The organism is Paraplanobispora takensis (assembly GCF_016863195.1).
GTDB classification, from domain to species: domain Bacteria; phylum Actinomycetota; class Actinomycetes; order Streptosporangiales; family Streptosporangiaceae; genus Planobispora; species Planobispora takensis.
Genome location: NZ_BOOK01000037.1, coordinates 154534 through 181258 on the forward strand (window position 1 = coordinate 154534; position 26725 = coordinate 181258).

Annotated in this window: 24 protein-coding genes; 7 read left to right on the top strand and 17 right to left on the bottom strand. The window is 73.3% G+C overall.

Annotation, left to right across the window (positions count from 1 at the left end; translation table 11 throughout):
* Positions 1 to 112: 112 nt before the first annotated feature.
* The 11 genes from Pta02_RS26025 to Pta02_RS26070 all read right to left on the bottom strand — a co-directional run bounded on the left by Pta02_RS26025 (position 113) and on the right by Pta02_RS26070 (position 12740).
* Complete coding sequence (locus tag Pta02_RS26025; RefSeq protein WP_203877545.1) at positions 113 to 1207, bottom strand: glycosyltransferase; 1095 nt, start codon at positions 1205 to 1207, stop codon at positions 113 to 115.
* 37 nt (positions 1208 to 1244) lie between these two features.
* Entirely contained in the window at positions 1245 to 4028 is a 2784-nt protein-coding gene (locus Pta02_RS26030) for a bifunctional glycosyltransferase/CDP-glycerol:glycerophosphate glycerophosphotransferase (RefSeq protein WP_203877546.1), read from the bottom strand.
* Between the two features lie 57 nt (positions 4029 to 4085).
* Complete coding sequence (locus tag Pta02_RS26035) at positions 4086 to 5246, bottom strand: HesA/MoeB/ThiF family protein (protein ID WP_203877547.1); 1161 nt, start codon at positions 5244 to 5246, stop codon at positions 4086 to 4088.
* Positions 5247 to 5315: 69 nt separating this feature from the next.
* A complete protein-coding gene (locus Pta02_RS42015; protein WP_275423612.1) occupies positions 5316 to 5438 on the bottom strand; it encodes a hypothetical protein in 123 nt (40 codons plus the stop codon).
* Positions 5439 to 5495: 57 nt separating this feature from the next.
* Complete coding sequence (locus tag Pta02_RS26040) at positions 5496 to 6344, bottom strand: SRPBCC family protein (protein ID WP_203877548.1); 849 nt, start codon at positions 6342 to 6344, stop codon at positions 5496 to 5498.
* A gap of 235 nt (positions 6345 to 6579) precedes the next feature.
* On the bottom strand, positions 6580 to 7467 hold the full coding sequence (locus Pta02_RS26045) for an FAD binding domain-containing protein (protein ID WP_203877549.1): 888 nt from the start codon (positions 7465 to 7467) through the stop codon (positions 6580 to 6582).
* Complete coding sequence (locus Pta02_RS26050; RefSeq protein ID WP_203877550.1) at positions 7464 to 9914, bottom strand: xanthine dehydrogenase family protein molybdopterin-binding subunit; 2451 nt, start codon at positions 9912 to 9914, stop codon at positions 7464 to 7466. The genes Pta02_RS26045 and Pta02_RS26050 overlap by 4 nt, the downstream gene beginning before the upstream one ends.
* Positions 9911 to 10396, bottom strand: a complete 486-nt coding sequence (locus tag Pta02_RS26055; RefSeq protein WP_203877551.1) for a (2Fe-2S)-binding protein — start codon at positions 10394 to 10396, stop codon at positions 9911 to 9913. The genes Pta02_RS26050 and Pta02_RS26055 overlap by 4 nt, the downstream gene beginning before the upstream one ends.
* A gap of 81 nt (positions 10397 to 10477) precedes the next feature.
* Positions 10478 to 11470 (bottom strand): pyridoxamine 5'-phosphate oxidase family protein, encoded by a 993-nt coding sequence (locus Pta02_RS26060; RefSeq protein ID WP_203877552.1) that lies wholly within the window; start codon positions 11468 to 11470, stop codon positions 10478 to 10480.
* A gap of 27 nt (positions 11471 to 11497) precedes the next feature.
* Positions 11498 to 11941: a VOC family protein gene (locus Pta02_RS26065; protein ID WP_203877553.1), complete on the bottom strand. Its 444-nt coding sequence runs from the start codon at positions 11939 to 11941 to the stop codon at positions 11498 to 11500.
* Positions 11942 to 12068: 127 nt separating this feature from the next.
* Complete coding sequence (locus Pta02_RS26070; RefSeq protein WP_203877554.1) at positions 12069 to 12740, bottom strand: type 1 glutamine amidotransferase domain-containing protein; 672 nt, start codon at positions 12738 to 12740, stop codon at positions 12069 to 12071.
* An 86-nt stretch (positions 12741 to 12826) separates the two neighbouring features.
* Between Pta02_RS26070 and Pta02_RS26075 the strand changes: the two genes are divergently transcribed.
* Positions 12827 to 13843, top strand: a complete 1017-nt coding sequence (locus Pta02_RS26075; RefSeq protein ID WP_203877555.1) for a LysR family transcriptional regulator — start codon at positions 12827 to 12829, stop codon at positions 13841 to 13843.
* Positions 13844 to 13921: 78 nt separating this feature from the next.
* Here Pta02_RS26075 and Pta02_RS26080 read toward each other — a convergent pair whose 3' ends face one another.
* From Pta02_RS26080 to Pta02_RS26090, 3 genes are read right to left on the bottom strand one after another with little or no spacing between them, the layout of a single operon-like run.
* A complete protein-coding gene (locus Pta02_RS26080; protein WP_203877556.1) occupies positions 13922 to 14497 on the bottom strand; it encodes a CGNR zinc finger domain-containing protein in 576 nt (191 codons plus the stop codon).
* A gap of 53 nt (positions 14498 to 14550) precedes the next feature.
* Positions 14551 to 14772 carry a hypothetical protein gene (locus tag Pta02_RS26085; protein WP_203877580.1) on the bottom strand — a complete coding sequence of 74 codons (222 nt, stop codon included), beginning with the start codon at positions 14770 to 14772 and terminating at the stop codon, positions 14551 to 14553.
* Positions 14762 to 16552 carry a PspC domain-containing protein gene (locus Pta02_RS26090; RefSeq protein WP_203877557.1) on the bottom strand — a complete coding sequence of 597 codons (1791 nt, stop codon included), beginning with the start codon at positions 16550 to 16552 and terminating at the stop codon, positions 14762 to 14764. The genes Pta02_RS26085 and Pta02_RS26090 overlap by 11 nt, the downstream gene beginning before the upstream one ends.
* Before the next feature lie 142 nt (positions 16553 to 16694).
* On the opposite strand from Pta02_RS26090, the gene Pta02_RS26095 reads away from it, so the two are divergent.
* The 5 genes from Pta02_RS26095 (at position 16695) to Pta02_RS26115 (ending at position 21520) form a co-directional block, all read left to right on the top strand.
* Entirely contained in the window at positions 16695 to 17936 is a 1242-nt protein-coding gene (locus Pta02_RS26095) for a PspC domain-containing protein (RefSeq protein ID WP_203877558.1), read from the top strand.
* A 61-nt stretch (positions 17937 to 17997) separates the two neighbouring features.
* Positions 17998 to 18636, top strand: a complete 639-nt coding sequence (locus tag Pta02_RS26100) for a response regulator (RefSeq protein WP_203877559.1) — start codon at positions 17998 to 18000, stop codon at positions 18634 to 18636.
* Positions 18637 to 18819: 183 nt separating this feature from the next.
* Positions 18820 to 20193, top strand: coding sequence for a glutamate-cysteine ligase family protein (locus Pta02_RS26105; RefSeq protein WP_239131228.1), 1374 nt, complete (start codon positions 18820 to 18822; stop codon positions 20191 to 20193).
* A 128-nt stretch (positions 20194 to 20321) separates the two neighbouring features.
* Positions 20322 to 20585 (top strand): WhiB family transcriptional regulator, encoded by a 264-nt coding sequence (locus tag Pta02_RS26110; protein ID WP_203877561.1) that lies wholly within the window; start codon positions 20322 to 20324, stop codon positions 20583 to 20585.
* A 176-nt stretch (positions 20586 to 20761) separates the two neighbouring features.
* The gene (locus Pta02_RS26115) at positions 20762 to 21520 is read left to right on the top strand and encodes a CPBP family intramembrane glutamic endopeptidase (protein ID WP_239131229.1); all 759 of its coding nucleotides are present in this window, start codon (positions 20762 to 20764) and stop codon (positions 21518 to 21520) included.
* A gap of 27 nt (positions 21521 to 21547) precedes the next feature.
* Here Pta02_RS26115 and Pta02_RS26120 read toward each other — a convergent pair whose 3' ends face one another.
* Positions 21548 to 22297, bottom strand: coding sequence for an ABC transporter permease (locus Pta02_RS26120; RefSeq protein ID WP_203877562.1), 750 nt, complete (start codon positions 22295 to 22297; stop codon positions 21548 to 21550).
* Between the two features lie 84 nt (positions 22298 to 22381).
* Complete coding sequence (locus Pta02_RS26125) at positions 22382 to 23101, bottom strand: PIG-L deacetylase family protein (RefSeq protein WP_203877563.1); 720 nt, start codon at positions 23099 to 23101, stop codon at positions 22382 to 22384.
* Between the two features lie 138 nt (positions 23102 to 23239).
* Between Pta02_RS26125 and pcrA the strand changes: the two genes are divergently transcribed.
* Positions 23240 to 25471 (top strand): DNA helicase PcrA, encoded by a 2232-nt coding sequence (gene pcrA, locus Pta02_RS26130; RefSeq protein ID WP_203877579.1) that lies wholly within the window; start codon positions 23240 to 23242, stop codon positions 25469 to 25471.
* Between the two features lie 203 nt (positions 25472 to 25674).
* On the opposite strand, the gene Pta02_RS26135 is transcribed toward pcrA, so the two are convergent.
* Positions 25675 to 26526 (bottom strand): hypothetical protein, encoded by an 852-nt coding sequence (locus Pta02_RS26135; protein ID WP_203877564.1) that lies wholly within the window; start codon positions 26524 to 26526, stop codon positions 25675 to 25677.
* Positions 26527 to 26725 lie beyond the last annotated feature (199 nt).

Here is a 26725-nt window from a genome sequence, read left to right on the forward strand (position 1 = left end):
TCGCAGGGCAGCCGAGTCTGTGCCCGGGCTGCGGCGCCCGCCGGTCCCACCCGGGCGGGCGCGACGGCCGGACCGGGCCGGGCCGGGTCAGCGGACGTACTCACCGGACACCTCAGCGGACGACGTGCTCGAACAGGGCCTCCCAGCGGTCCAGGACCCGTTCCAGCCGGAAGTCCCCGGCGTGCGCGCGGGCGGCGGCGCCGAGCCGTCGCCGTTCGGCGGCCGAGGCCATCAGCCCGCCCAGCGCCGTCGCGAACGCCTCCACGTCGGCCGGGGGCACCAGCAGCCCGGTCCTGCCGTCCACGACCAGTGAGCGGACCCCGCCCGAGACGTCGAACGCGACGGCGGGCACGCCGTGGGCGGCGGCCTCGGCCACCACCAGCGGCAGCCCCTCGTGCTCGCTGGACAGGGCCAGGACCGATCCGGCGAGGTACTCGGCGCTCATCTCCGCCGCGGGCACCGCCCCCCGGAACACCATCTGCCCGCCCACCCCGCACGCCAGCGCGTGGGCGCGCAGCCGTTCCCGCTCCTCCCCGTCGCCGATCAGGTGCAGCTCCCAGTCCTCGGCCACGTCCTGGCGGGCCAGGGCGAAGGCCGAGATCAGCCGGTCGAAGCGCTTGACGCCCTCCAGCCTGCCGACCCCGATGACCCGGCTGCCGGCGGGGTCGGCGGCCCGCGCCGGCCAGACGGGCAGCGGGTTCGGGATCGACCAGGTGTTGGGCAGCCGCGCGTGCTCGGAGAACAGCCACGCGTCGTCGTCGCTGACGAACACCGCCTTCTCCAGGCCGCCGTAGTGCCGCCGGACCGATCCCAGGTGCCAGGAGCCCCGGGCGTGCCGGTAGGAGCCGTGGTACTGGCCGATCGGCAGCAGGTGCCCGGGCAGCAGTCTCTTGAGCCGGGTCACCGCCCCCGGCGAGGTCATCACCGCGAATCCCGGTTCCAGGCGGCCGAAGAGCGCCGCCAGCCGCCGACGCTCGCGCCACAGGTCCAGCCGGGAGAACTTCCCCCGGCCCATGGGCGTGCGGTGGATCACATGGTGGGCGTAGCCCGGCCGCTCCACGTAGCGGAAGGGCCGCTCGGCCCGGTGCAGCCCGACCACGTGCACCTCGTGCCCCCGCCCGGCCAGCCCCTGCGCCACGGTGTGGGTGACCCGCTGGATGCCGCCCAGGGTGTCGGCGTCCATGCAGGCGAACAGGACCGTGCTCATCGCGACCACCCGATCACGCAGGCGAACGGCACCGTGCTCATCGCGGCCATCCGAACATCGCGGGCCGGGCCGGGCGCCGTACGGGCGGCGGCGGGCCGTACGGCGGGGCGGACGGCAGGGCGGCGGGGCCGAAGAACGCGTCCACCACCATGGCGCTGGCGTGCCCGCGCTCGTCGGCGCACCACATCTCGCGGAACGCGGCGTACTTGTCGGCGAAGGAGGACGACAGCTCCTCCAGGTCGAGCAGCGCGTAGACCAGCTCCCGGGTGGTGGTCAGGCACGGCCCCGGGGCGATGGCGGGCAGGTCGTGGTAGACGCCCCGCTCCAGGTGCCGGTACTCGTCCCAGTCGTCGATCAGGAACAGCATCGGCCGGCCGGTGACGGCGTAGTCGCACATCACGGAGGAGTAGTCGGTCAGCAGCGCGTCCGAGGCGAGCATCAGGTCGTTGATCTCCGGATACGACCCGGCCGGGCGCACGAAGTGGCGCAGCCGCTCGGGCACCCGGTAGCGCTCGACCGGGTGCGGGCGCAGGACGACCACCCACTCACCGGCCAGGGCCTCGGCCATCAGGTCCAGGTCGGCCCGGACCGACTGGCCCGAGAACTTGGCCTGGTCCCGGTAGGTCGGCGCGTAGAGCAGCACCTTGCGGTCCGGCGGGATCTCCAGGCGGTCCCGTACCCGCTCCACCGCGGCCGGGTCGCCGTGGACGAGCACGTCGCACCGGGGCGAGCCGAACCTGAGCACCGGGCCCGCGTACTCGTTCGACGGGACGAAGATCCGCTCGAACTCGGCGCTCGGCGCGACCAGCGCGTCCCAGCGCGCGACGGCCGCCCGCCACTGCGCGCGCGGCCCCGGGAAGTCGGCGCGCAGGTCGGGCGAGTTGAAGCCGATCGACTTGATGCCCTGGCCGTGCCACGTCTGCAGATACCGGGTCCCGGGCGGTTTGGGATAGTCCAGCGGCAGGCCGTGGCTGTCCACCCAGTAGCCCGCCCTGGCCATCGTCCAGATGTAGCGCCAGCTCATCCGGCGCACGAGCGTGGCGTCGGAGGGGAAGTTCCTCCGCTGTCTGGCGACCGACCAGACCGCGCGGATCGGCGTCCCGCGCCTGCGGAGCTCCTCGTAGACGTACCGCGGGCTGCCGGTGTAGCCGGCGCCGACGTCGGACTCGAACAGGGCCAGGTCCATGCGCCGCGGAACGACCCTGATGAGCCCCTCGTAGACGCGCAGCTTCAGGGCCGGGGTGCTCAGCCTGCCGACGAGCCGGGTCCTGGTCCGCAGCAGCCGGGGCACCCTGCGGAGCAGGCCCTCCCGCCGCCAGGACATGCGCAGGACCGCGGCCGGTCCGTCGGCGCTGATCGTGATCGTGTGCCGGGGGACGGCGGCGGTGAGCGGCGCGGACGCCGGGTCCACCAGCAGCGGGTCGGAGGTGGTCCGCCCGCCGGGACGGACGATCACGATCTTCGGGTCGCGGTGGCCGCCGGAGCCCAGGCGGCCCCGGCGCAGTCCGGCGAGGTCGAGGCTCACCCGGCTCAGGAGGCCGCCGCCGGGCTGCTCGCGCGGCTTCAGCGGTATCCGGTCGGGCCCGATCTGCAGGAACGCCTTCCAGCCGGGCACGGCCGGCAGGACCCCGAACGGGTCGTAGGTCCGGATCGACAGGGTGAGCCGGGCCCCCTCGCAGGCGACCTCGGCCTCGTGGCGGAGCCGGGCCGCGCTGAAGGGCAGCTCCGCCATCCGCAGGGAGGTGATCTCCATCCGCGGGTCCGGTTCGGCGCCCCAGTACGTCCGGCCCTCCCGCCGTACGGCGTGGCGCGGCGCGGCCCTGGGCCCGTTGAGGGACCGGGCGGCGGCGATCAGCTCCTCGACGCGGCCGTCGAGGATCAGGTGGCAGCAGACCCGCGCGACCGGCTCCAGGCGGTCGATCATCGCCGGGTCGATCTCCGCCAGGTACGGCCCGACCTCGGCGACGAACTCCTCGGCCCAGGCCCGGTCACGCGCGGGCAGCGGGTTGAGGTAGACCCGCAGGTCCTGGCGGAGGAAGCGGTGCTGGCGCTCGGGCACCAGCTCGCCGCGCCCGCGCTCCCGCAGGGCCCCGTCGCTGAGGCGGGCCGCCCTGACCCGCTGCCGGAGGTTGTCCATCTCCGTGAAGCGCTGCGAGATCGACGTGCGGAACTCGTCGGTGGCGCGGGCCCGGTGCCAGAGGTAGACGGTCCACGGCACCACCGCGAACCGGCGGGCGAGGCAGTACAGCTCGGCGGTGAACAGGTGGTCCTCGAAGTGCAGGTCCTCCCTGAACGGGATCCGCCGCAGCAGCCCGGTCCGGTAGAGCTTGTTGGTGGCGAAGGAGTCCAGGAACATCTCCGGCTCCTCGGCGATCCCCTCGACCGTCCTGCGGCGGGTGAACAGGGCCGGGTAGTACCGCCTGCTCTTGCGCGTGGCCTCGGAGAACCGGGAGATCTGCGCGGTGACGAAGTCGGCGCCGGTGCGCTCGATCTCCGCGAGCAGGCTCTTGCAGGCGTGCCGGGTGAGCCGGTCGTCGCTGTCGAGGAACATCGCGTACGGCGCGCGGGCGGCGGCCACCCCGTCGTTGCGCGGCGCCCCGCAGCCGCCGCTGTTGCCGGCTCTGCGCAGATAGCGGACGCGGGGGTCCTCCCGTTGCAGGGCGAGCACGACCTGTTCGGTGTCGTCGGTGCTCGCGTCGTCCACGACGATCACTTCGACGTTGCGCAGCGACTGGTCCAGCACCGACCGCACGGCCCGGGGGACTCGCGCGGCGTCGTTGTAGGTGATGACGATCACGCTGCAGTCGGGTGCATTGATCACGGGCTCTGCATGCCCTGGATAAATGCAGATTTGTCCGTCTTGTCAAGCGTTTGAGGGTTATTTACGGTTTCCGGACGGATGTCCGCCAGTCTCCCTGCGAGGTCCGCGCACGGGCAGCCGCCCGCACCCTCCGGACCGGGACGCGGGCCCGCAGACCGGGCAGCCGGGCCGGGGCGGGTGCCGGATCCACACGTGGTGGTCGGGCGCGATGAGGTTCACGCCCACGACGGCTCCGACGGCGGGCCCCGGCACCCCGGTCACCAGGGAGATGACGGCGTGGGCCACGAGCTGGCCGGAGATCCCGGCCGAGACGGCCGTGGCGCCGGGACCGCCGAGCTCCACCGGGAGGCCGGGCCTGCGCCTGAGCGCCTCTCCCGCGGCGAGGCACTCGTAGCAGGCGCCCCGTCCGCGCGCGAACGTGCCCACGGTGACCAGCGGGCCGTTGTAGCCGCCGCCCGCCCAGGGCACGCCGGCCCGGGCGCAGGCCCGGTTGGCCCAGATCCTGATGCCCTGGCCGCGGGGCTCGTCCGCGCAGAGCGCGAGCACGTCGCACCCGTCGAGCAGGGCCGACAGCTCGCTCTCGCTCCCCACCCGGCGCCGCTCGCCGGTGATCTCGATGTCGGAGTTCACCCGGCGCAGCGCCACCACGGCGGTGGCGGCCTTCGGACGGCCGATGTCGCCCTCGGTGTACAGGGCCTGCCGGTTGAGGTTCGACAGCTCCACCAGGTCGGCGTCCACGCAGTGGATCCGCCCCACCCCCGAGGCGGCCAGCGCCCAGGCGGCGTGGCTGCCGGTCCCGCCCAGTCCCAGGACCACGATCCGGGCGGCCTTCAGGCGGAGCTGGGCCTCCCAGCCGTGCTCGCGCGGGGTGAGGTCGACGCGGCGGAAGAAGGCCTGGCTCCTGCCGTACCGGATGCGCTCCCGCTCGCCGATCTCGGCGGGGACCCGGGCGGAGGCGTCCTCGAGGTGGCCCGAGGCGATCAGCCGCGTCACGACCTCGCGCGCCGCCGCCTCCGCCAGCCGCGGGAACGACGCCCGCACCGCCGCCACGACCTCCTCCGTCGTGCGGGTGCCGTCCATCAGGGTCAGGGCGGCCCACGCGACGCCCTGCGGATCGCCGATCTCGGTGGCCAGCCCGTAGATCTCACCGCCGATGCGGACCGTGCCGTCATCGAACCTGAAGGGGTGGTGCCCGTCCTTGACCCGCGGCAGCAGCATCGGCCCGTCCCTCCCCGGAGAAAGGCGGGCGGGATGTGCCATCCCGCCCGCCGGACATCGCCTGTGCCTTCAGGCCTCGGACTGGTTGAGGCCCGTCGTCTCGCTTTTGTCGAGCCGTCTGATCGTGATCAGAACCTGGGCCGGCTCCCGGGGTTCGGGAGCCGGTGTCGCGTCGTTCTGGGGCGGATCCATCGTGCGCCTCCCAACGTCCGGCGATGTACGACAGATCATCACCTGCCGGTCCGCCGATCAAGACCCGCCGGTGCGGCGCAGGAGGGCCCGGCGGACCAGCCAGGCGAGCAGGGTGACGGCCGCGACGGCGGCGACCAGCGGGGCGACGCGCTTGAGCAGGGGGATGCCGGCCACCTCCAGGAGGTCGAGGGCCTCCTCCTCGGGGGTGCGGGAGGTGCGGGCGGTCCCGCCCGGATGGGGGTCCTGGCCGCGGATCTCCTCGGCGTCGCCGGGGGCGGGGACCACGGTGAGGGAGACCGGGCGCGAGGGCTCGGGGGGCTCCGGGGGCCCGCCGTCCCCTGTGGAGGGCACCAGGGACCCCTCCCGGGAACCGGAGGGCTCCTGCGCGGGGCCGGCGGGCACGACCGGGGTCAGGGGGGTGACGTTCGCGGGCCCCGCCGCGGGCTCGGCTCCCGGGCCCTCCCCGAGCAGGTCGGAGAGGTTGGCGGCGAATCTGTCGATCAGCTTGGCGCCGACCTCGGCCATCACGCCCCGGCCGAACTGGGCGGGGCGCCCCGTCACGTTGAAGGTCGTGTCGACGGTGACCCGGGTGGCGGAGCCCTCGGGGTGCAGGCGCGCGGTGACCGTGGCGCCGGCCGTCCCCGAGCCCCGCGCCTCCTTGCCCGCGGCCTTGATGGTGAGGGAGTGGGCGTCCTTGTCCACGTCCTGGAAGGAGGCGTCGCCGCGGTAGGTGACGGTGATCGGGCCGACCTTCACCTTCATCCGCCCGGTGAAGGAGTCGCCTTCGACGGTGTCGAGCGTGGCCCCCGGCAGGCAGGGCGCGACCCGCTCGACGTCGAGCAGGACCGCCCAGGCCTGCTCGATCGAGACCGGGACCGTGAACTCGTGCTCGAACCGCATCGCCATCGATTCGCTCCTTGTCGGTCGGTGGGACAGTCCGCCGTCCCGCGACGCCGTTTCCGCGAGGCCGTTCCCGGAACGCCGTCCCGGGACGCCGTTTCCGCGACGCTGTGATGCCTGCGACATTACGGCGACGCACGGTGAGGTGACCAGAGCCCGCCGGCCGGTGCCGGGTACCGGCCGGCGGGCTCGTGGATCAGGCGCCCGTGGATCAGGCGCCCGTGGGTCGGGCGCTCACGGATCAGGTGCTCGCGGCCCGGACGGCGCGGTAGGTCAGCACCCGGGCCAGGTGACGGCGGTAGTCGGAGGTGGCGTGCAGGTCGGCCGGGGGCGAGGTGTCGTCGGCCGCCTCGCCGCAGGCGTCCCTGACCGGGTCGTGGCCGCCGTTGGAGGCGCCGTTCCCGTCCGGCGCGGGGGAGGGCGCCCCCCGCAGGGCCGCCTCCACGGCCGAGGCCCGCACCGGGGTGGAGCCCATGTTGGTCAGGCCGACCCGGGCCTCGGAGATGGCGCCCCCCTCGGTCCTGACGGCGGCCGCCACGCCGACGATCGCCCAGGCCTGCGCGGTCCGGTGGAACTTCTCGTAGTGGAAGCCCCACCCGGCGCCGAGCTTGGGCACCTGGACGCCGACCAGCACCTCGCCCGGATCCAGGGCGGACTCCAGATAGTCGACGAAGAAGTCGGACGCGGGGATCTCCCGCTGGCCGCCGGTCATCCGGGTGACGAAGACGCAGCCCAGGGCCAGCGCGACGGCGGGCAGGTCCCCGGCCGGGTCGGCGTGGGCCAGCGAGCCGCCGAAGGTGCCGCGGTGCCGTACCGCCGGGTCGGCGACCGTGGCGGTGGCCAGCGCGACCAGCGGGACGTGCTCGCGGATCACCGGGGAGCGCATCACCTCGTCGTGCGTGGTGAGCGCGCCGATGAACACGTGGTCGCCCCGGTCCTGCACGCCGTGCAGCTCCGGCAGCCGCCCGAGGTCGACGAGCACCGACGGGTAGGCCAGCCGCAGCCGCAGCAGCGGCAGCAGGGACTGACCCCCGGCCAGGACCTTGGCCTCCTCGCCCGTGGTGGCCAGGACGTGGCAGGCCTCCTCCAGGGACGCGGGCCTGACGTAGTCGAACGCCGCCGGGATCATCGCTCGCCTCCTTCGGCCTCGGTCGGTCCCGCCCACCCGGCGGCGGCGCCGCCGCTTTCGGAGATCGCCCGCCAGATCCGCTCCGGGCTGCAGGGCATCCGCACGTCGCGCACGCCGTACGGCCGCAGCGCGTCGACGACGGCGTTGACCACGGCCGGGGTGGCGGCGATCGTCCCCGCCTCGCCGACGCCCTTGACGCCGAGCGCGTTGCTGGTGGCGGGGGTCTCGGTCCGGTCGGTGACGAACTCGGGCAGGTCGGCCGCCGACGGGATCAGGTAGTCGGTCATCGTCGTGGTCAGCAGGTTGCCCTCGGAGTCGTAGACCGCCTCCTCGAACAGGGCCTGCCCGATGCCCTGGGCGATGCCGCCGTGCACCTGGCCCTCGACGATCAGCGGGTTCACCACGTTGCCCACGTCGTCGACCGCCACGTACGAGCGGATCTTCGTCATGCCGGTCTCGGTGTCCACCTCGACCGCGCACAGGTGGGTGCCGTGCGGGAAGGAGAAGTTCTGCGGGTCGAAGGTCACATCGGCGTCCAGCCGGGGCTCGAAGCCCTCCGGCAGGTCGTGCGCGGCGAAGGCGGCCAGGGCCAGCTCCTGGATCGTCTTGCCCGCCGAGGTGCCGCGCACCGAGAACGTGCCGCCGGAGAACTCGATGTCGTCGGGGGAGGCCTCCAGCATGTGCGCGGCCAGTTTCCTGGCCCTGTCCTTCACCTTCTCGCAGGCCTGCAGTACGGCGACGCCGCCGATCACCAGCGAGCGCGAGCCGTAGGTGTCCATGCCCTTGGGGGCGACCGTGGTGTCGCCGTGCAGCACCGCGACGTCCTCGAACGGCACGCCCATGGCGTCGGCCGCGATCTGGCTCCAGGCCGTCTCGTGGCCCTGGCCGTGCGGCGAGGTGCCGGTGACGACCTCGACCTTGCCGGTGGGCAGCAGGCGGACCGTGGCGTGCTCCCAGCCGCCCGCCCCGTAGCTGAGGCTGCCCAGGACGCGGGAGGGCGCCAGACCGCACATCTCGGTGTAGGTGGACACGCCGATGCCGAGCTGGACGGGGTCCCGGCGGTCGCGCCGGTCGGCCTGCTCGGCGCGGAGCTTGTCATAGCCGAACAGGGCCAGCGCCCGGTCCGTGGCGGCCTCGTAGTTGCCGGAGTCGTAGGTCAGACCGGCGATCGTGGTGTAGGGGAACTCCTGGTGGGTGATCCAGTTGCGCCGCCGCACCTCGACGGGGTCCATGCCCAGCTCGTGGGCGAGTTCGTCGACGGCCCGCTCGATCGCGAACGTGGCCTCGGGGCGGCCCGCGCCGCGGTAGGCGTCGGTGGGCATCTTGGTGGTGAAGACGCCCGTGCAGGTGAAGTCGTAGGCGTCCATCTTGTAGATGCCGTTGTACATGAACGCGCCGAGGATCGGGATGCCCGGCGTGACCAGCATCAGGTAGGCGCCCATGTCGGCCAGCAGGTCCGCCCGCATGCCCCGGATGCGCCCGTCCCGCTCGGCGGCCAGGGTGATCCGCTGGAGCTGGTCGCGGCCGTGGTGCACGGTCAGGTTGCCCTCGGAGCGGGACTCGGTCCACTTCACCGGCTTGCCGAGCCGGCGGGTCAGCAGCAGGCAGAGCACCTCCTCGGCGGTGACCTGGAGCTTGGACCCGAAGCCGCCGCCCACGTCGGGGGCGACCACCCGAAGCAGGTGCTCGGGGATGCCGGTGGTCAGCGCCAGCATGACGCGCAGGACGTGCGGGATCTGCGTGGAGGAGTACAGGGTGAAGGCGGTGCCGTCGGTGGTGGCCACCACCGCGCGGGGCTCCATGGCGGTGGGGATGAGCCGCTGCTGGACGTAGGTGCGCTCGATCACCACGGGGGCGTCGCGGAAGGCGGCCTCGACGTCACCGCCGGAGAACTTCCAGGTGAAGGACCGGTTGCCGGCCTCGTGGACCTTCGGGGAGCCCTCGGCCAGCGCCTCGGTCATGTCGAGCACGGGCTCCAGCGGCTCGTAGTCGACCTCGATCGCCTCCAGGGCGTCGGCGGCCTTGTAGCGGTCGGTGGCGACCACGCAGGCCACGGCCTCGCCGACGTAGCGGACCTCCTCGACCGCCATGGGCGGGTGGTCGGGGATGACGATGTCCTCGGTGACCGGCCAGGCGCACGGCAGGCTGCCCTGCTCGGCCGCGAAGTCCCGGCCGGTGTAGACGGCGGCCACGCCGGGCTGGTTGCGCGCGGCCGAGGTGTCCACCCGGGTGATCCGCGCGTGCGCCATCGGGCTGCGCAGGAAGGCCACGTACAGCATGCCGGGCAGCTGGATGTCGTCGGTCCACAGCGTGCGGCCGGTGATCAGCCGGGCGTCCTCCTTGCGCCTGCGGGCCCGGCCGATCTCACGGCCCGGGTCGGGGGAGCCGAGCCGGTCGCTCTCGGCGATGCGCCGGGCGACCATCCCGGCGTCGATCTGCTCGGTCATGAGGTCCGCACCCCCTCGCCCGACATCTCCTGCGCGCCGCGCCGTACCGCCCTGACGATGTTGCAGTAACCCGTGCACCGGCACAGGTTGCCTTCGAGTCCCCGGCGGATCGCCTCGTCGGACGGGTCGGGATCGTCCTTGAGCAGGTCGACGGCGGCCATGATCATGCCCGGGGTGCAGTAGCCGCACTGCAGCGCGTGCTCGGCGTGGAAGGCCTCCTGCATGGGATGCAGCCTGCCGTTCCGAGCCAGGCCCTCGATGGTGACGACGTCGGACCCGTCTGCCTGCACGGCCAGGACGGAGCAGCTCTTGGCGCTCCTGCCGTCGAGCATCACGGTGCAGGCGCCGCAGTTGCCGGTGTCGCAGCCGACGGGCGTCCCGGTCTTGCCGAGCCGGTCCCTCAGGAGATGGACGAGGAGGAGGCGCGGCTCGACCTCCTCCTCGTAGACGATTCCGTCGACGGTGACGGTGATTCGGGGCATACGTCCTCCAAGGTGCACCCGCGGGGGGGATAGGAGAAGTGAGAGCCGACAAACGTGAACGTACGCCCCTGTTGTTCGCGGTCAACCCCCCGCGGCCAGATGGGCGGCGGGCTCGATGACCGGGGGGTTGTGCCGGGAATGATCCCCGGCCGCCCAGCGGAGCGGGACCGCCCCGCGGACGTGGACGACCTCCTCCACGTCGAACCCGACCAGCCGCTCCGCCCCCGGTACGCCGCCCGGATCCCAGTCCACCCGCGCCCGGCCGGTCAGGTGCAGGGCGTCACCGGTGTCCCACCCCAGGAAGAGCAGGCCGCAGCGCTCGTCCAGCTCCAGGTTGCCGAGCGTCATGTACATCGAGTTGCCCAGGTAATCCGGCCAGACCAGCCGCCGGGCGCCGGCCGTCCGCACGAACCCGGGGTCGCCGCCCCGGTGGGACACGTCGGCGCCGAGCCCGCCGGCGCGGGTGGCGACGAAGAACGTGTCCGCACCGTCGATCCACGCGCGCTGCCCGGCGGTGAGCGCCCCGGAGACGTGCGCGCCGCCCGGCACCGGGGCCGCGTCGGCGCCGGGCGTCCTGGACCGGATGTATTTGGGGCAGTTGGCGTAGACCTGTTCGGTGCGGACGACGAGCCGGTCGCCGTCCCTGCGCGCCCTGCCGTTGATCCGCATCCGCCGCCGGGTCGCGGGATCGATGGCGAGCATGCCCACGTCGTGCTCGTCGTCCCGGTCGTCCGGGTCATGCCCGCCGTCCCGCGCCACACCGTCGTACGGCCCGCCCGCGGCCGTGCCCGCCGCGGCGCCGAACAGCCCGGCCAGCGGGTCGTGCGGGCCGGGGAGGGCGTCGATCACGACCGTCCGTTCGTCGAGGGGCCCGGCGAACCCCGTGGGACCGGTCAGGGGACCGGCCCAGATCCGGCCGGAGGCGTCGGCGGCCCCGACGACGAGCATCCGCTGTGCGCGCAGGAACTCGCCCGCCACCGGCGGGATCTCCGGCCGGGTCCGCACCGATCCCAGCTCGCCGGCCCGCGGCACCCCGGCCCGCCGCTGGACGGCCGCCTCTCCTTCGTGCCTCATGACGTGTCCCTCCCGCCCGTCGCCGGTCTAGAAGAAGCCGCAGGTGGGCGCGCCGGGGGTGGGGGCCGTCAGGCCCTGCGCGCCGGCGGGCGCGTAGATCTCCAGCCGGATGCCGTCCGGGTCCTCGAAGAAGACGCCGCCGGAGGAGGCGCCCTCGCCGTGCGGGACGACGCCGTCGTGGTGGAGCGTGGCCCCGAGCTCCCGGATGACGGTCTCGGCCCGCCGTACCGCCTCGATGTCCGGGACCTGGAAGGACAGGTGGTGCAGGCCCGGCACGCCGGTGGCGAAGCGGCCCTCGCTCTGCTGCCACAGGGTCAGCACGAGCGTGCCGTCCTGCCCGAGGAAGGCGTAGCGGCGGCCCTGCCCGGCCGACTCCCCGACGATCTCGAAGCCGAAGACCTTCCGGTAGAAGTCCTTGGAGGCGTCGAGGTCGGAGACGTTGAGGCCCACGTGGCCGGTCTGAAAGCTCATCCTGGTTCTCCCGTCGCGCTTTCTAACGGCTGAATCCGTTAGACGTCGTGACGACAGACTAACGGATTCAATGCGCTATGTGCATTAGAAGACAGTGATCTGCATCACTGTCGGATGAGCGGCCGCATCACTTCTCGCCGAGGGCGACCACGACCTCCTCGGCGGTTCCGGTGGCGCTCGCCGGGTTCTGGCCGGTCACCAGCCGGCCGTCGCGCACGACGTGCGGCTCGAAGTCGGGGGCCGAGGAGTGCAGGGCGCCGCGCTCGGTGAGGGCGTCCTGCAGCAGGAACGGCACCGTCCCGGTGAGCCCGACCGCCTCCTCCTCGGCGTTGGTGAAGGCGGCCACACGCCTGCCCGCGACCAGGTGGGTGCCGTCCGACAGGGTGAGGTTCACCAGGGCCGACGGGCCGTGGCACACGGCGGCCACCACCCCGCCGTTCTCGTAGACGGACCGGGCGAACCCGGCGAGGTCCCGGTCGCCGGGGAAGTCCCACACGGTGCCGTGGCCGCCGGCGAAGAAGACGGCGTCGTAGTCGCCCGGGTCGAGGTCCGCGACGCGCGGGGTCTTGCGCAGCCGCTCGCCGTACACCTCCAGGAACTCCTTCTGCACGGCGTCGGCGGGGTCGTAGCCGTCCTGCGGGGGCTCGCCGCCCGCGACGCTGGCCAGTTCCACCTCGAATCCGGAGGTACGGAAGACCTGCCACGGGTGGGCGGCCTCCGACACGTAGAACCCGGTGCTCCGGCCGGTCTCGCCGAGCCGGTCGTGGCTGGTCAGGATGGTGAGAATGCGCTTGGTCATGCATCGAGCATCACCGGTGCGGAGGCATCGGAGCAAATAGCCGAGACTATCCCCAGGTATCAGAATTGCGATGGGAGAACCGGCGGATGGCCGTATCGCTGGACCTGCTGCGCACCTTCCTGGCGGTGTACCGCACGGGGTCCGTCACCGCCGCCGCGCACACCCTGGGGCTGGCCCAGCCGACGGTGAGCGCCCAGGTCAAGGCGTTGGAGGCGGTGCTGGAGCGCCGGTTGTTCGACCGCCTGCCGCGCGGGGTCGCCCCCACGGCCGCCGCCGACGAGCTGGCCCGGCGGCTCGCCGGGCCCCTCGACGCGCTGGCTGAGGCGGTCGGCGCCGATCTGGACCCGCAGGCGCCCGGCCGCGCCGTCCACCTGGGCGGGCCCGCCGAGCTGATGTCCGCCCGCGTCATGGGCGTGCTCGCCCCGCTGATCGCCGGCGGCATGCGGATCCGCGTCGAGCTCGGCCTCGCCGACGACCTGCTCGACCTGCTCGCCGCCGGCACCCTCGACCTCGTCGTCTCCGCGGTCCGCCCCCGCCGCCGCGGCGTGCACGCCACCCCCCTGCTGGACGAGGAGTTCGTCCTGGTGGCCGCTCCCCGCTGGGCCGGCCGCGCGGCACCCGCGGCGGATCAGGGCGGGGCCGGCGGTGCGGAAGCCTCGGTGGATCAGGGCGGGGCCGGTGGGCGGCGGGCGGGTGCCGGGCCGGGGGCTCCGGACGCGGCCCGGCTGGCGGGGGTGCCGGTGGTCGCCTACGCCGAGGACCTGCCGGTCATCCGGCGCTACTGGCGGACCGTGTTCGGAACCCGGCCGGTCATGTCCGCCGCTCTGGTGATGCCCGACCTGCGCGGGGTCCTGGCCGCCGTGGCGGCGGGCGCGGGGATGTCGGTGGTGCCCCGCTATCTGTGCGAGGAGGAACTGGCGGCCGGGACGCTCGTCCCGCTCGCCGGGCCCGAGCTGCCGCCGATCAACACCCTGTTCCTCGCCGTCAGAGAGGGGGCGACGGCCCAGCGCGCGGTCGCGGCCGTCCACGACCACCTGCTCCGCTGGGGCAGGCGGTCCACCGCGCCCGGCGGTGAGGCGGTGGAAGCGAGCCCGAGAGCGTGAACCGGAGACCGCGAGCCCGGCGGTCGCGGCAGTGGTGGTCGCCGGCCGTGGCCGTGCCCGAAGGCCCCGGTCCGGCGGTCAGCGGGCCTTGTGCTGGTGGTAGTGGCGGGCGGCGCGGGCGCGGTTGCCGCAGCCGACCGAGCACCACTCCTGGCGGGCGTGCTCCTTGACGAAATAGAGCACGCAGCGCGGGGCCGGGCAGGTCCGCAGCCGCTCGCGCTCGGGACCGGCCAGCAGGGCGATCGCCGAGGCGGCGAGAGCGGCGCGGATGCGCGGCGACCAGGCGGCCTCGGTGGCGGGGACGGTCCTGGCCACCGGCGCGCCCGCGTCCGGCCACTCCAGGCGCGGGGCCAGCGGTACGGCCAGCGCGGCGGCGTTGACCAGGTCGAGCGATTCGGCGAACCCCGGGAGGCGGTGGGCGTCGGCGCCGCTGGCCGGGTCCGGCGCGACGGCGCGGGCGAACAGGGCGCGCACGGCCTGCCGCAGCTCGACCACCTCGCGGCGCAGATCCTCGGTGGCGGTGAACCCCGGGCCGATCCCCAGCCCGGCGGCGTGCTCGCGGGCCCAGGCGGTCATCCCCGCCACGTCGGACAGCGTGTCCACCGGACCGCTCCGCGTGGCGCGGACGGTGCTGACGAACTCCAGGGCGAGCATCCTGCGATTCTAACGCCTGGACCCGTGAGACCGGTCGCGGAGCGCGGCCGGTCTCACTTGCGCCGGATCGAGCGGGCGATGATGGCGACGAACCCGGAGAAGGCGAGGCCGCCGAGGACGACCGGGAGCATGACGATCGGTCCCAGCCCCGGCACGGTGATGAACAGGATCCCGACCGTGATGAACAGGGCGCCGCTGAGCAGGGCCATCCAGTCCGTGCGGTGCCAGCGGCTCCGCACCGGCACCGGGCCGGTGGAACGCGGGTCAGGCCGCACGGGTCACCTCCACGTCTCCGACGCCGGCCTTGACGGTCAGCACGATGGTCGCCACCTCGCCCGCAGGGGTCACCTCGGGCTCCAGCACCTTCTCGTGCCTGACGTCCGCGCCGCCCTGCACCGAGTGGTCGATCTCGACGTCGCCGAGCTTGGCGTATCCGGTGACCTCGGCCCTGACGGTCGGCGGCAGGATGACGCTGATCTGGCCGACCGACACCGACGCCTCGATGACCGTCCGCGAGCCCGGCGCGAACGTCAGGTCGCCGAGGTCCAGGGTGCCCTCGCCGACGCCCACCGTGTAGGTCCCGGCGATCTCCGACGTGGTGGCCGGCGCCCAGTCGTAGCTGCCGAACTTCTTCGGAATGTCGCTCATGGCGGACCCCGCGATCAGGAGGAGGGACACGGCGGTGCCCGCCGCGACCAGGGCGGCCCCCCGCCCGAACCAGGCGGCGACCAGGAGCCCACCGCCGATGGTGATGAGCATCGCGCTTCCGACGACCGTCATGTTGATCGAGCCGGAAGCGGACTGGACCGCCATGATGACCCCTCCAATGATCATGGCCAGGAATATCGTGATGGTCCCGATGAAGGCCCGCGGCTGCTTCGGCCGGGGCTGCGGCGCCATCCGCCGGCCGTACTCGGCGAGGTCGTAGGGGATCTGCGGCGAGGGCCCCCGGCGGGGGTCCAGCGGCCGGTAGGGGCCGTACGGGGCGAAGGGCTCGCCGGAGGAGTCGTACGAGGGCGTGAGCCTCGGCTGGGCTCCCGGGCCCGGGTGGGGACCGGCGGGGGAGGCCGGATAGGGATCGCGGGGACCGGAGCCCGGCTCCGCGGGCGGCACCCGGGGACCGCCGTCCGCCGGCCCCGAGGGCGGCCGGGCGGCGAGCCTGTCGCGCGCCGCGGCCATGCGGGCGTGCGCGGCGGAGATCGCCTCGTCGACCAGCCGGCTCCGCTCGGCGAGGTCGCGCTCGGCTGCGGTGAAGCGGCTGTCGGCACCCGGAGACGCGGGGCCCGGCGACGCGGCGATCGGGGAGCCGGCGTCCGGGCCTGCGGCCTGCGGCGGGGCGGATTCCGACGCTGCGGCCGGGGAGCCGGCGTCCGGGCGTGCGGTCTGCGGCGGGACGGGGCCCGGCGGCGGAGGGATGTACGGCGGCATCGGCGGGGGCGGGGCGCCCGGGCCCGCGAGATGCGGATATGCGGCGTGCGGGGGCGCGGGCGGCGGGAAGCCGGCGGGGTCCTGCTCCGGATGCCCGGCCACCGGCCGCGGGGCCGCCGCGGGACCGGTGCGGCGCGCGCTGCGCAGCCGCTCGGGCAGCGTCCTGGCCAGGGCCAGCAGGTCGACGCCGCGGGCGTGGGCGGTGAGGAGGGCGACGGCGAACACGGTGCCCACCACGAGGGTGGGCGTGCCGAAGTCGCCGGAACTCAGGTTGATGACCAGGCCGAAGGCGAAGACGCCGGTCAGCAAGGCCATGACGGTCTCGGCGTCGAAGTCGCGCCGCGTCCACTGCTCCATGTGGCCGGGAGCGCCGTCGGGCTCCCGCATCAGCAGGAACGCCGCGATGTAGAGGATGACGCCGACGCCCGAGGCGAGCACCAGCATCGCGAAGCCGACGCGGAAGAGCACCGGATCGACCCGGGAGTAACGGCCCAGGCCCGCGCACACCCCCGTCAGGATGCGTCCCTCACTGCTGCGGCGGAGCCTGCGCTCCTCGCCGGCGGCGACGGCGGACGGCGGGTCGGGCGAGATGCTCGCCGGGTCCTGGGGGCTCCCGGTGTCGGTCATGTTCTCATCGTGGCCCCTCTCCCGGTCCGTCCGCATCCGGGACACCCCTGAGTCGTCCCCGATGAGGGGGGTCGTTCTCAGGGGTGCGCCAGGGGAAGTCCCGATGCGCCGGGCCGCCGGGACGTGTGACGATGACGGAGTTATGGCTGACCGACAGACGTCGCGCGGACCCGCCGCGGACAAGACATCCAACGACGCGGCACCCGCGACCTCCGGGGGCACCGACCTCCTGCGGCTGATCAGGCCGGTGGAGGGACGGCTGGTGGCCGGCGTGGCCCAGGGCGTGGCCGACCAGCTCAGGCTCGACCCGGTGGTGCTGCGGCTGGCCTTCGTGCTGCTCACGGTGCTCGACGGGATCGGCGCCGTGGCGTACGCGGCGCTGTGGATGTTCACCCCGCGCGCGCCGTACGAGGGCAGGGAGCCCGGACGCGACTGGAGCCAGATCGCCGCCTACGGCGCGATCGCCCTGGCGCTGATGGCCCTGGGCTGGCTCACCGGCGCCTCGGCCGGCGGGATCGGCGCCTGGCCGATCGCGGTCGGCGGGATCGGTTCGCTGATCCTGTGGCAGCAGGCCGACCCGGACCGGCGGCGGCGCTGGATGGACTCGACGGTGGGGCAGGCGCGCAAGAACTGGGTCCGCACGATCGCGGGCCTGGTGCTCGTGGTCGTCGGCGCGATCGGGTTCCTGGCCCTCAACGACGAGCTGGGCAAGGCCCAGCCCGGCTTCGTGTTCACGCTCGTGGTCGTGGGCGGCGTCGCGCTCATCGCCGCGCCCTGGCTGGCGGGGCTGTGGAAGGAGCTCCAGCGCGAGCGGCGCGAGCGCATCCGGCAGGAGGAGCGGGCGGAGTTCGCCGCGCACGTGCACGACTCGGTGCTGCACACGCTGACGCTGATCCAGCGCAACGCGCAGGACTCCCGCGAGGTGATGAGGCTCGCCCGCTCCCAGGAGCGCGAGCTGCGCAACTGGCTGTACCAGCCCAAGCAGGACGCCGACGCGTCGGTGGCCGCGGCCGTACGGCGGGTCGCCGCCGAGGAGGAGGACGCCCACGGGGTGCCGATCGAGGTCGTCTGCGTGGGAGACTGCCCGTTGACGCCTGAACTGTCCGCAATGATGCAGGCCGCACGCCAGGCGATGGTCAACGCCGCGAAATACTCCGGCTCACCGGCCGTCTCCGTCTACGCGGAGGTGGAGCCGGGCGAGGTCACCGTCTTCGTCCGGGACCGGGGCGTCGGTTTCGACATGAGCGAGGTGCCCGAGGACCGGATGGGGATCCGCCAGTCGATCATCGGGAGGATGGAGCGCAACGGGGGCAGCGCCCGCGTGCGGACCGAGCTCGGCGAGGGTACGGAAGTGATGTTGACCATGAAGCTGGAGAGCTCGTGACCCTCGGGCCGCGGGCGGCGGGGGCGTTCAGCGAAGTGAACGAGGATCGGTGAGGAAGCACATGGGCAACGTCAGAGTCCTGATCGTCGACGACCACCGGCTGTTCCGCTCCGGGGTCCGGGCCGAGCTGGGCGAGTCCATCGAGGTGATCGGCGAGGCCGAGGACGTGGAGTCCGCGGTGAAGACGATCGCCGAGCTCCAGCCCGACGTCGTCCTGCTCGACGTGCACATGCCCGGCGGCGGCGGCCAGGAGGTCCTGCGCCGCGTCCTGGGCTCGGGCTCACAGGTCCGCTTCCTCGCCCTGTCGGTCTCCGACGCCGCCGAGGACGTCATCGGCGTGATCCGGGGCGGCGCCCGGGGCTACGTCACCAAGACGATCAGCGGCCGCGAGCTCACCGACGCCATCCGCCGGGTGGCCGAGGGCGACGCGGTCTTCTCCCCGCGGCTGGCCGGGTTCGTGCTGGACGCCTTCGCCTCCACCGAGGCCCCGCCGATCGATCCCGAGCTGGACTCCCTGACCCAGCGCGAGCGCGAGGTCCTGCGGCTGATCGCCCGGGGCTACGCCTACAAGGAGATCGCCAAGGAGCTGTTCATCTCCGTCAAGACCGTCGAGACCCACGTCTCGTCCGTGCTGCGCAAGCTCCAGCTCTCCAACCGCCACGAGCTCTCCCGCTGGGCCACCGCCCGCCGGCTGGTCTAGCCCCGGCGGCCCCGGACCCGCGGCGGCACAACGGCCAGGTGACCTTCACGACCATGTACGGCGCGCATCTCGTGTGCGAATCTGCGGAATATGGGCCGTGACGTACCCGCAATGGTGTTCAGCCGGGAAGACCGGAAACGTTACCGGGACAAGATCCATGTCTGTCTCGACGTCCTCGCGCAGATGCTCAACGACTCCCGCTTCGACTTCGAGCAACCGAAGGCCGGGCTGGAGATCGAGCTCAACCTGGTGGACGAGCGCGGCGAGCCCGCGATGAAGAACGCCGAGGTGCTGGCCGCCATCGCCGAGCCCGACTGGTCCACCGAGCTGGGCCAGTTCAACGTCGAGATCAACGTCGTGCCCGAGTCCCTTGAGGGGGACGGCGCCGCGCGGCTGGAGCAGGGCGTCCGGGACCGGCTCAACCGCGCCGAGGAGCGGGCGCGCACGGTCGGCGGGCGGATCATGATGATCGGCACCCTGCCCACGCTGCGGGAGGGCGACCTCAACGAGGGCACGCTGTCGGCCAACCCGCGCTATCACCTGCTCAACGAGCAGATCTTCGCGGCCCTGGGCGAGGACCTCCACCTGTTCATCGAGGGTGAGGAGGTCCTGGACACCTACGCCGACAGCATCGCCCCCGCCAGCTGCACCAGCACCCAGCTCCATCTCCAGGTCAGCCCCGAGGCGTTCGCCGCCCACTGGAACGCGGCGCAGACCATCGCGGGCGTGCAGGTGGCGGTGGCGGCCAACGCGCCGTTCGCATTCGGCAGGCGCCTGTGGCAGGAGACCAGGATCCCTCTGTTCCAGCAGGCGGTCGACACCCGCACCGTCGAGCTGAAGGCCCAGGGCGTGCGGCCGAGGGTGTGGTTCGGCGAGCAGTGGATCACCTCGGTCTTCGACCTGTTCGAGGAGAACGTGCGCTACTTCTCCACGCTGCTGCCTCTGTGCGAGGACACCGACCCGAGGCAGGAGCTGGCCAGGGGCAGGGCCCCGCAGCTCGACGAGCTCACCCTGCACAACGGGACCGTCTACCGGTGGAACCGGCCGGTCTACGCGGTCGTGGACGGCGTACCCCACCTCCGGGTGGAGAACCGGGTGCTGCCCGCGGGTCCGTCGGTGGCGGACATCGCCGCCAACGCCGCCTTCTTCTACGGGCTCATGCGGGTCCTGCCGTACGCCGACCGCCCGGTGTGGACGCGCATGTCCTTCGCCGCGGCCGAGGACAACCTGAACACCGCCGCCCGCCACGGGATGGACGCCCGGCTCTACTGGCCGGGCCTGGGCGAGGCGCCCGCCTCCGAGCTCGTCCTGCGCCACCTGCTCCCGCTCGCCTACGAGGGGCTGGATCTGTGGGGGGTGGACCCCGAGCCGCGGGACCGGTTGCTCGGGATCGTCGAGCGGCGGTGCGTGACGGGCAGGACCGGGGCGCGCTGGCAGACGGACACGGTGGAGGCACTCGACAAGGGCGACAGGTACGAGGCGCTGCGCCGGATGACCCTGCTGTACATGGAGCACATGCACGGCAACGAGCCCGTCCACACCTGGCCCACGGCTTGAGCCCGTCATCCGCGCGTGCGCCGCGGATACCTCGCCGTGGTTACCCCGGAATCCGCCGGAAGGCTGATGTCGCAGGTCCGGGGGCCGCCTAGTCTGATGGCCGGTGATCCACCAGGGGGTGATGTCTCATGCGGATGAACGTCCGCGAGATCGGCTGGGCCGTGCGGAGCGCCTGCCGGGGGAGTGATCCGGAGCTGTTCTTCCCGTTGTCGCCGTCGGCGGAGCAGGAGGCGCGGGCGAAGGCGGTCTGCGCCCGCTGCCCGGTGATGGACGACTGCCGCGCCTACGCCGTACGGGCGGGCGAGCCCGAGGGGATCTGGGGAGGTCTCACTGTGAAGGAACGGCGCGGCCTGCGCTTCCCGGCCGGATGGCGTCGCAGGGCGGCGGGATGAACCGCCTCACCGCGGCCGTGCGGGCCCTGCCCGGAGGGGCGGCCCGCCTCGCGGCGACCGTGCGGAATTCGCCGGGCGGGGCGGCTCTCCTCGCGGCGGTCACGCGCCCCTCGCCGACGGCGACGTCCGCTTCCCGCACATCCGCTTCCCGCGCGTCCGCGAAGACGCTCGCCGGCGTGGTGGGCGTGATGGTGGCGGCCAACGTGCTCAACAACCGGGTCGCGCCCCGCCTGGCCCCGGCCACCTCGGCCGCGGCGACGGGGGCGATGCTCGCCATGGCCCGCGGGTCCGGGCTCTCCTGGCCTGAGCTGGGCTTCCGGGACGGCGCGCGCGGCCTGAAGGTCGGCGGGGCGCTGGCCGCCGCCGTCGCCGGGGTGTACGGCGTGGGCATCGCGATCCCCGCCACCCGCCGGTTCTTCCGCGACGAGCGCGCCCTGGCCCTGTCGTGGCCCCGCGTGCTGGAGGAGGCCCTGGTCCAGGTGCCGTTCGGCACGGTCCTGCTGGAGGAGGTGGGCTTCCGCGGGGTGCTGTACGGCCTGCTGGCCCGCTCCCACGGGACGCTCACGGCCACCGGGGTCTCCTCGGCCCTGTTCGGCCTCTGGCACATCCTGCCCGCGATCGACATGAGCAGGGCCAACCCCGCGCTGGCCCATGTGATGGAGATGGAGGAGCCGCCGGAAGGCGCGGGCGAGCACCCGGCGGGGGAACCGGGAGAGCGGCCGGAGGCAGCGGGCGAGCGCCGGGCGGGGGAGCGGGCCATGGAGCCCGCGGAGGTGGCGCGGGTGGTGGCCGGGTCGGTCGTCTTCACCGCGCTGGCCGGGATCCTGTTCTGCGAGCTGCGCCGCCACCACGGCCTCGTCGCGCCCTCGGGGCTGCACATCGCCACCAACTCGCTGGGCTACCTCTTCGCCAAGATCGCCCCGAAGGACCCGTGAGGCGCGCGCCCGCAGGGGGCCGCGGCCTCAGGAGGGCGGCGCCTCCCCGGTGAGGAGGCCGCGGGCCACCAGCTCCACCGTGACCAGTACGGCCACCGCCTCGGCGGCCAGCAGCGCGACCAGCACGACCAGCTGCACCACCCCCGCGTGGATCGGGTCTGCCCCGCCCAGCAGCATGCCCACGAAGGCTCCCGGCAGCGTGACGAGGCCCACGGTCCTCGTCTGGTCGAGGGCGGGGACCAGCGCCTGCGCCGCCGCCGGGCGGCAGATCTCCAGCGCCGCGTCCCGGCCGGAGAAGCCCAGCGAGAGCGCCGCCTCCACCTCGCCGCGCCGCTGGATGAGCTCGTCGGCCGCCCGGCGCCCCGCCAGCGCCGTGGCCGTCAGGCACCCTCCCAGCAGGATGCCCGCGACGGGGATCAGGGCGAGGCCCTGCGGCGGGACGGTCCCGGTCCCGGCCAGGAGCAGGAAGACCGGCAGGCTCCCGGCCCCGATGGGGACGGCGGCCCACCAGGCCGCCCGGCCCGGGATGATCCTGCGCCCCGCGGTCACGCTCGCCACGCCGTACATGACCAGAATGAAGGCGGCCGACGCGAGCGGCCGCCGGGCCGCCCACACGATGATCAGCGAGACCGCGCCGAGCTGGACGACGGCGCGCAGGCACGCGGTCAGCACGGCCCCGCCGTGCCCGAGCCGGCCGAGCACGGAGACGGCGGCGCCCGCGAGCGACAACAGGACCACGACGACGGCGGTGGCCGGGGAGACGGCGATGGTGCTCACGGGACAAGAGCATCCCCCACCCCCCGGACGCGGCCCCGTCCGCCCCGCGCCGGGCGGTCGCGGTCCCGCCGGGGCCGGGATCCCTCAGGGGGTGGGGACCCGCTTGAAGGACTCGACGTAGCGGCCGTCGCCGAAGCCCGCGTTCCTTGCCAGGAAGGAGAAGCGGGCGCGCACGTTGTCCTCGAAGCCCTCGATGTGGCCGACCTGGCTGGCGTGCGCGCGCAGCGCGGCGAGCTTGCGGTCGAAGGCGCCGGTGACGTCCACGTGGTGGTCGGGGGACTCGCCGCCGTTCAGCCAGACCTCCGGGACCGTCCACGCCTCCAGTCCCTCCTCCAGCAGCAGAGCGGGGAAGGCGTAGGGGTTGCGGGCGTCGGGATAGACGGCGTCGAGGGTGGCGCCGCCGACCGCGCGGTGGTCGGGGTGGCTGGGGGCGATGAACGCGTAGTTGCGCTCGGGGGTGTGGGTGATCACCAGATCGGGGCGGACCTGGCGGATGACCCGGGTGATGTCACGCCGCAGGTCCAGGCTCTGCTCCACGACCCCGTCCCGGTAACCGAGGAAGCGCAGGTCGTGCACCCCCACGATCTTGGCGGCGGCGGTCTGCTCGGCGCGGCGGAGCCCGGCCATCCCGCCGTTGTCCAGCTCGCGGTCGAAGCCGCCCGCGTCGCCGTCGGTGACGATGCAGTAGGTCACCTCGACGCCCCTGTCGGTGAACTGCGCGATGGTCCCCGCGGCGGCGAAGTCGACGTCATCCGGGTGCGCGGTCACCGCGAGCACCCGGGTGATCTCGTTGTCAGACGGCATGCGGGGTCCTTCCGATCTTCACGTTCCCGGCCATCGATCACAACCGCGGGAAAGTCCGTTCGATTCCTTCCCCTCTCCCGGGCACGGTTGTCGGCGAACCGCCTTAACCTAGGGGACGTGTCGATCCCAGCCGCTTCTATGACCCATCCGTTGCTCGACGGACTCAATCCTCAACAGCGCGAGGCCGTCGTGCACCACGGCAGCCCGCTGCTCATCGTCGCGGGCGCCGGTTCGGGCAAGACGCGGGTGCTGACCCACCGGGTGGCCTACCTGCTGGCCGAGCGGGGGGCGCACCCGCAGGAGATCCTGGCGATCACCTTCACCAACAAGGCCGCCAAGGAGATGAAGGAGCGGGTCGACAAGCTCGTCGGGCCGCGCTCGGCGGCGATGTGGGTGATGACCTTCCACAGCGCGTGCGTGCGGATCCTGCGCCGCGAGGCCAGGCGGCTGGGCTTCCCCTCCGGGTTCTCCATCTACGACCAGGCCGACTCCCAGCGCCTGATGGCGATGGTCTGCCGCGAGATGGACCTCGACCCCAAGCGCTATCCGCCGCGTTCCTTCTCCGCGCAGGTCAGCAACTTCAAGAACGAGCTGATCGACTACGAGACCGCCCTGGACCAGGCGTCCACGCACATGGAGCGCACGCTCGCCGAGGCCTACCGCACCTACCAGCAGCGGCTGACCGAGGCCGGCGCGATGGACTTCGACGACCTGATCATGCTCACGGTCACGCTGCTGCAGATCTTCCCCGACGTGGCCGAGCACTACCGCCGCCGCTGGCGGCACGTCCTCGTCGACGAGTACCAGGACACCAACCACGCGCAGTACACCCTGATCCGCGAGCTCGTGGGCACCCCCGAGCTGCGCACCGCCGACGGCGACCTGGTCAGGGAGGGCTCGGCGGGGATCGCCCCCGCGGAGCTGTGCGTGGTGGGCGACGCCGACCAGTCGATCTACGCCTTCCGCGGCGCGACGATCCGCAACATCCTGGAGTTCGAACGCGACTACCCCGACGCCCGGACGATCCTGCTGGAGCAGAACTACCGCTCCACCCAGACCATCCTGTCGGCCGCCAACGCGGTGATCTCCCGCAACGAGAGCCGCAAGCCCAAGAACCTCTGGTCCGACCAGGGCGCCGGCCCGAAGATCGTGGGCTACGTCGCCGACGACGAGCACGACGAGGCCATGTTCGTGGCGCAGGAGGTCGACCGGCTCGCCGACGAGGAGGGCGTGGTCCCCGGTCAGGTGGCCGTCTTCTACCGCACCAACGCCGCCTCGCGTGTCTTCGAGGAGACCTTCATCCGCACCGGCCTGCCGTACAAGGTCGTGGGCGGTGTGCGCTTCTACGAGCGCAAGGAGGTCCGCGACCTGCTGGCCTACCTGCGGGTGCTGGCCAACCCCGGCGACGTGGTCTCGCTGCGCCGGATCCTCAACGTGCCCAAGCGCGGCATCGGCGACCGCGCCGAGGCGATGATCGAGGCGTTCGCCGCCCGCGAGCGGATCCCGTTCGTCGACGCGCTGCGCCGGGCGGACGAGGCCCCGGGCATGGCCACCCGCTCGGTCAACGCGATCAAGGAGTTCGTCGCGCTCCTGGACGGCCTGATCCTCAAGGCCGAGGGCGTGCCCCCCTCGGTGCTGGCCCAGGAGGTCCTGGCCGGTACCGGTTACCGGGCCGAGCTGGAGAACTCCGGAGACCCCCAGGACGAGAGCCGCCTGGAGAACCTGGACGAGATGATCTCGGTGGCCTCGGAGTTCGAGGAGGCCAACCCCGAGGGCACGCTCGTGGAGTTCCTGGAGCAGGTCTCGCTGGTGGCCGACGCCGACCAGATCCCGGCGAGCGACGGGGGACAGGGCGTCGTCACGCTGATGACCCTGCACACCGCCAAGGGCCTGGAGTTCCCCGTGGTCTTCCTGACCGCGATGGAGGACGGCGTCTTCCCGCACATGCGCTCCATGGGCGAGCCGAAGGAGCTGGAGGAGGAGCGCCGCCTGGCCTACGTCGGCATCACCCGGGCCGAGCGCCGCCTCTACGTGTCACGGGCGGCGGTCCGCAGCTCGTGGGGGGCGCCGTCCTTCAACCCGGCCTCCCGGTTCGTCGGCGAGATCCCCACCGAGCTGCTCGATTGGCGCACCGACCCGGGAAAGAACGCCTGGAGCGCCGCCACCGCCCGCCGCGAGCCCTCCCGTACGGCCGCCGCCAGGAAGGGCGGCCGCGCCGTCCCCAACCTGAAGCCGGGCGACCGCGTCACCCACGACCAGTACGGCCTGGGCACGGTCGTCTCGTGCGACGGCGACAAGGCGAAGATCGACTTCGGCAGCGGCGGGGCCAAGACCCTGGTGCTGGCCTACGCCCCGCTGGAGAAGCTCTGACCTGACGAGGGCCCTGCGAGGGGCCCGCGAGGATTCGATGGGCCTCCCGGACGGCGGCCCCGGACGGACTCCTCGCATGCCGTTGAACCCCAGCATGGGCCTGGGAAGGCTCAGCCCGGCCAGGCCCTCGGGAGCCTCCTCGTCGTCGCAGAAAGCAGTCGATTGTGGAAAAGGAGGAACGGCTGTGGAAAAGGAGGGGCGGGTCAGCCGATCGGAAGGGTGGGGGGCGGGGAGAAGTCGCCGCCGACCCGGCCGGCGTCGGCGGTGTCCTCGGGGGGCGGGGGCGTGAGGGTGACGTCCGAGCCCCAGGAGGTGTAGCGGGTGTCGGCGACCGTGGTCGTGGGCGTCTTGCCGGCGGGCTGCTTCCAGGTGGTCGTCAGGCGGCGGACCAGGTTCGAGCGGTCGAGCCAGAGGCGGAACCCGACGGGGATCCTGGCGCTCTTGCCCTTGGGCGGCCCGGCGAGCCGGTCGCGGAGCGAGGGGGAGACCTTGTACAGCGTGCGCAGGGTGACCGCGCCCTGCAGATAGGTGCCGGAGGCGAGCCTGCGCTTCACCGCGGCGTGGGAGAGCAGGGTGCCCAGGGTCGCGGGCTCGAAGACGTTCACGATCTGCGGGAACGTCGCGGTCTGCTTGATGTTCTCCGGGCCGATCAGCCCCAGCCAGTGCTTGCCCTCGGGCAGCCACGTCTCGTAGCCCGGCCCGGAGAGGTAGGCCTCGTTCGGGAAGCAGATCACCCTGGTCGACCCGACGTTCTGGCCGGTCAGGTTCTCGAACTCCTTGACGGCCCCGCGCCCCGCCTCCGTCCGGCCGGTGGTGTCCGTGGCGTACACCCCTGAGGCGTCGAACTCCACCTTGCCCCTGCGCCAGATGGTGACGACCGCCTTGCCGTCCTTGTAGACCCGGCCGACGTCGGAGATGCGCAGTCCCACGTGCTCGGTGAAGTGCCGTTTCAACGCCGTCACCGGGGACGGCGGCGCCTTGGCCGCCTGAGCCGTCCCCACCGGCAGCATCGAGCCGACCAGCGCCGCCGCGACCAGAGTGGCCCACCGTCTCATCGAGCATCTCCCTCAGCAGGGGTCAAGATCCGCCAACCTAGGCGACTCGGCCCCGGCCGGCTACGCCGCAGGCCAACAACTCCGTGCCCCGCTTTGCGCGTGTGTGAGCCGTACGGGGACGGAGGAGGAGGCCGCCGGACCCGGAACGGGTCACGGGACCACCGCCCGCGGAGCCGGGGGAACACCGGACTCCCCGCCG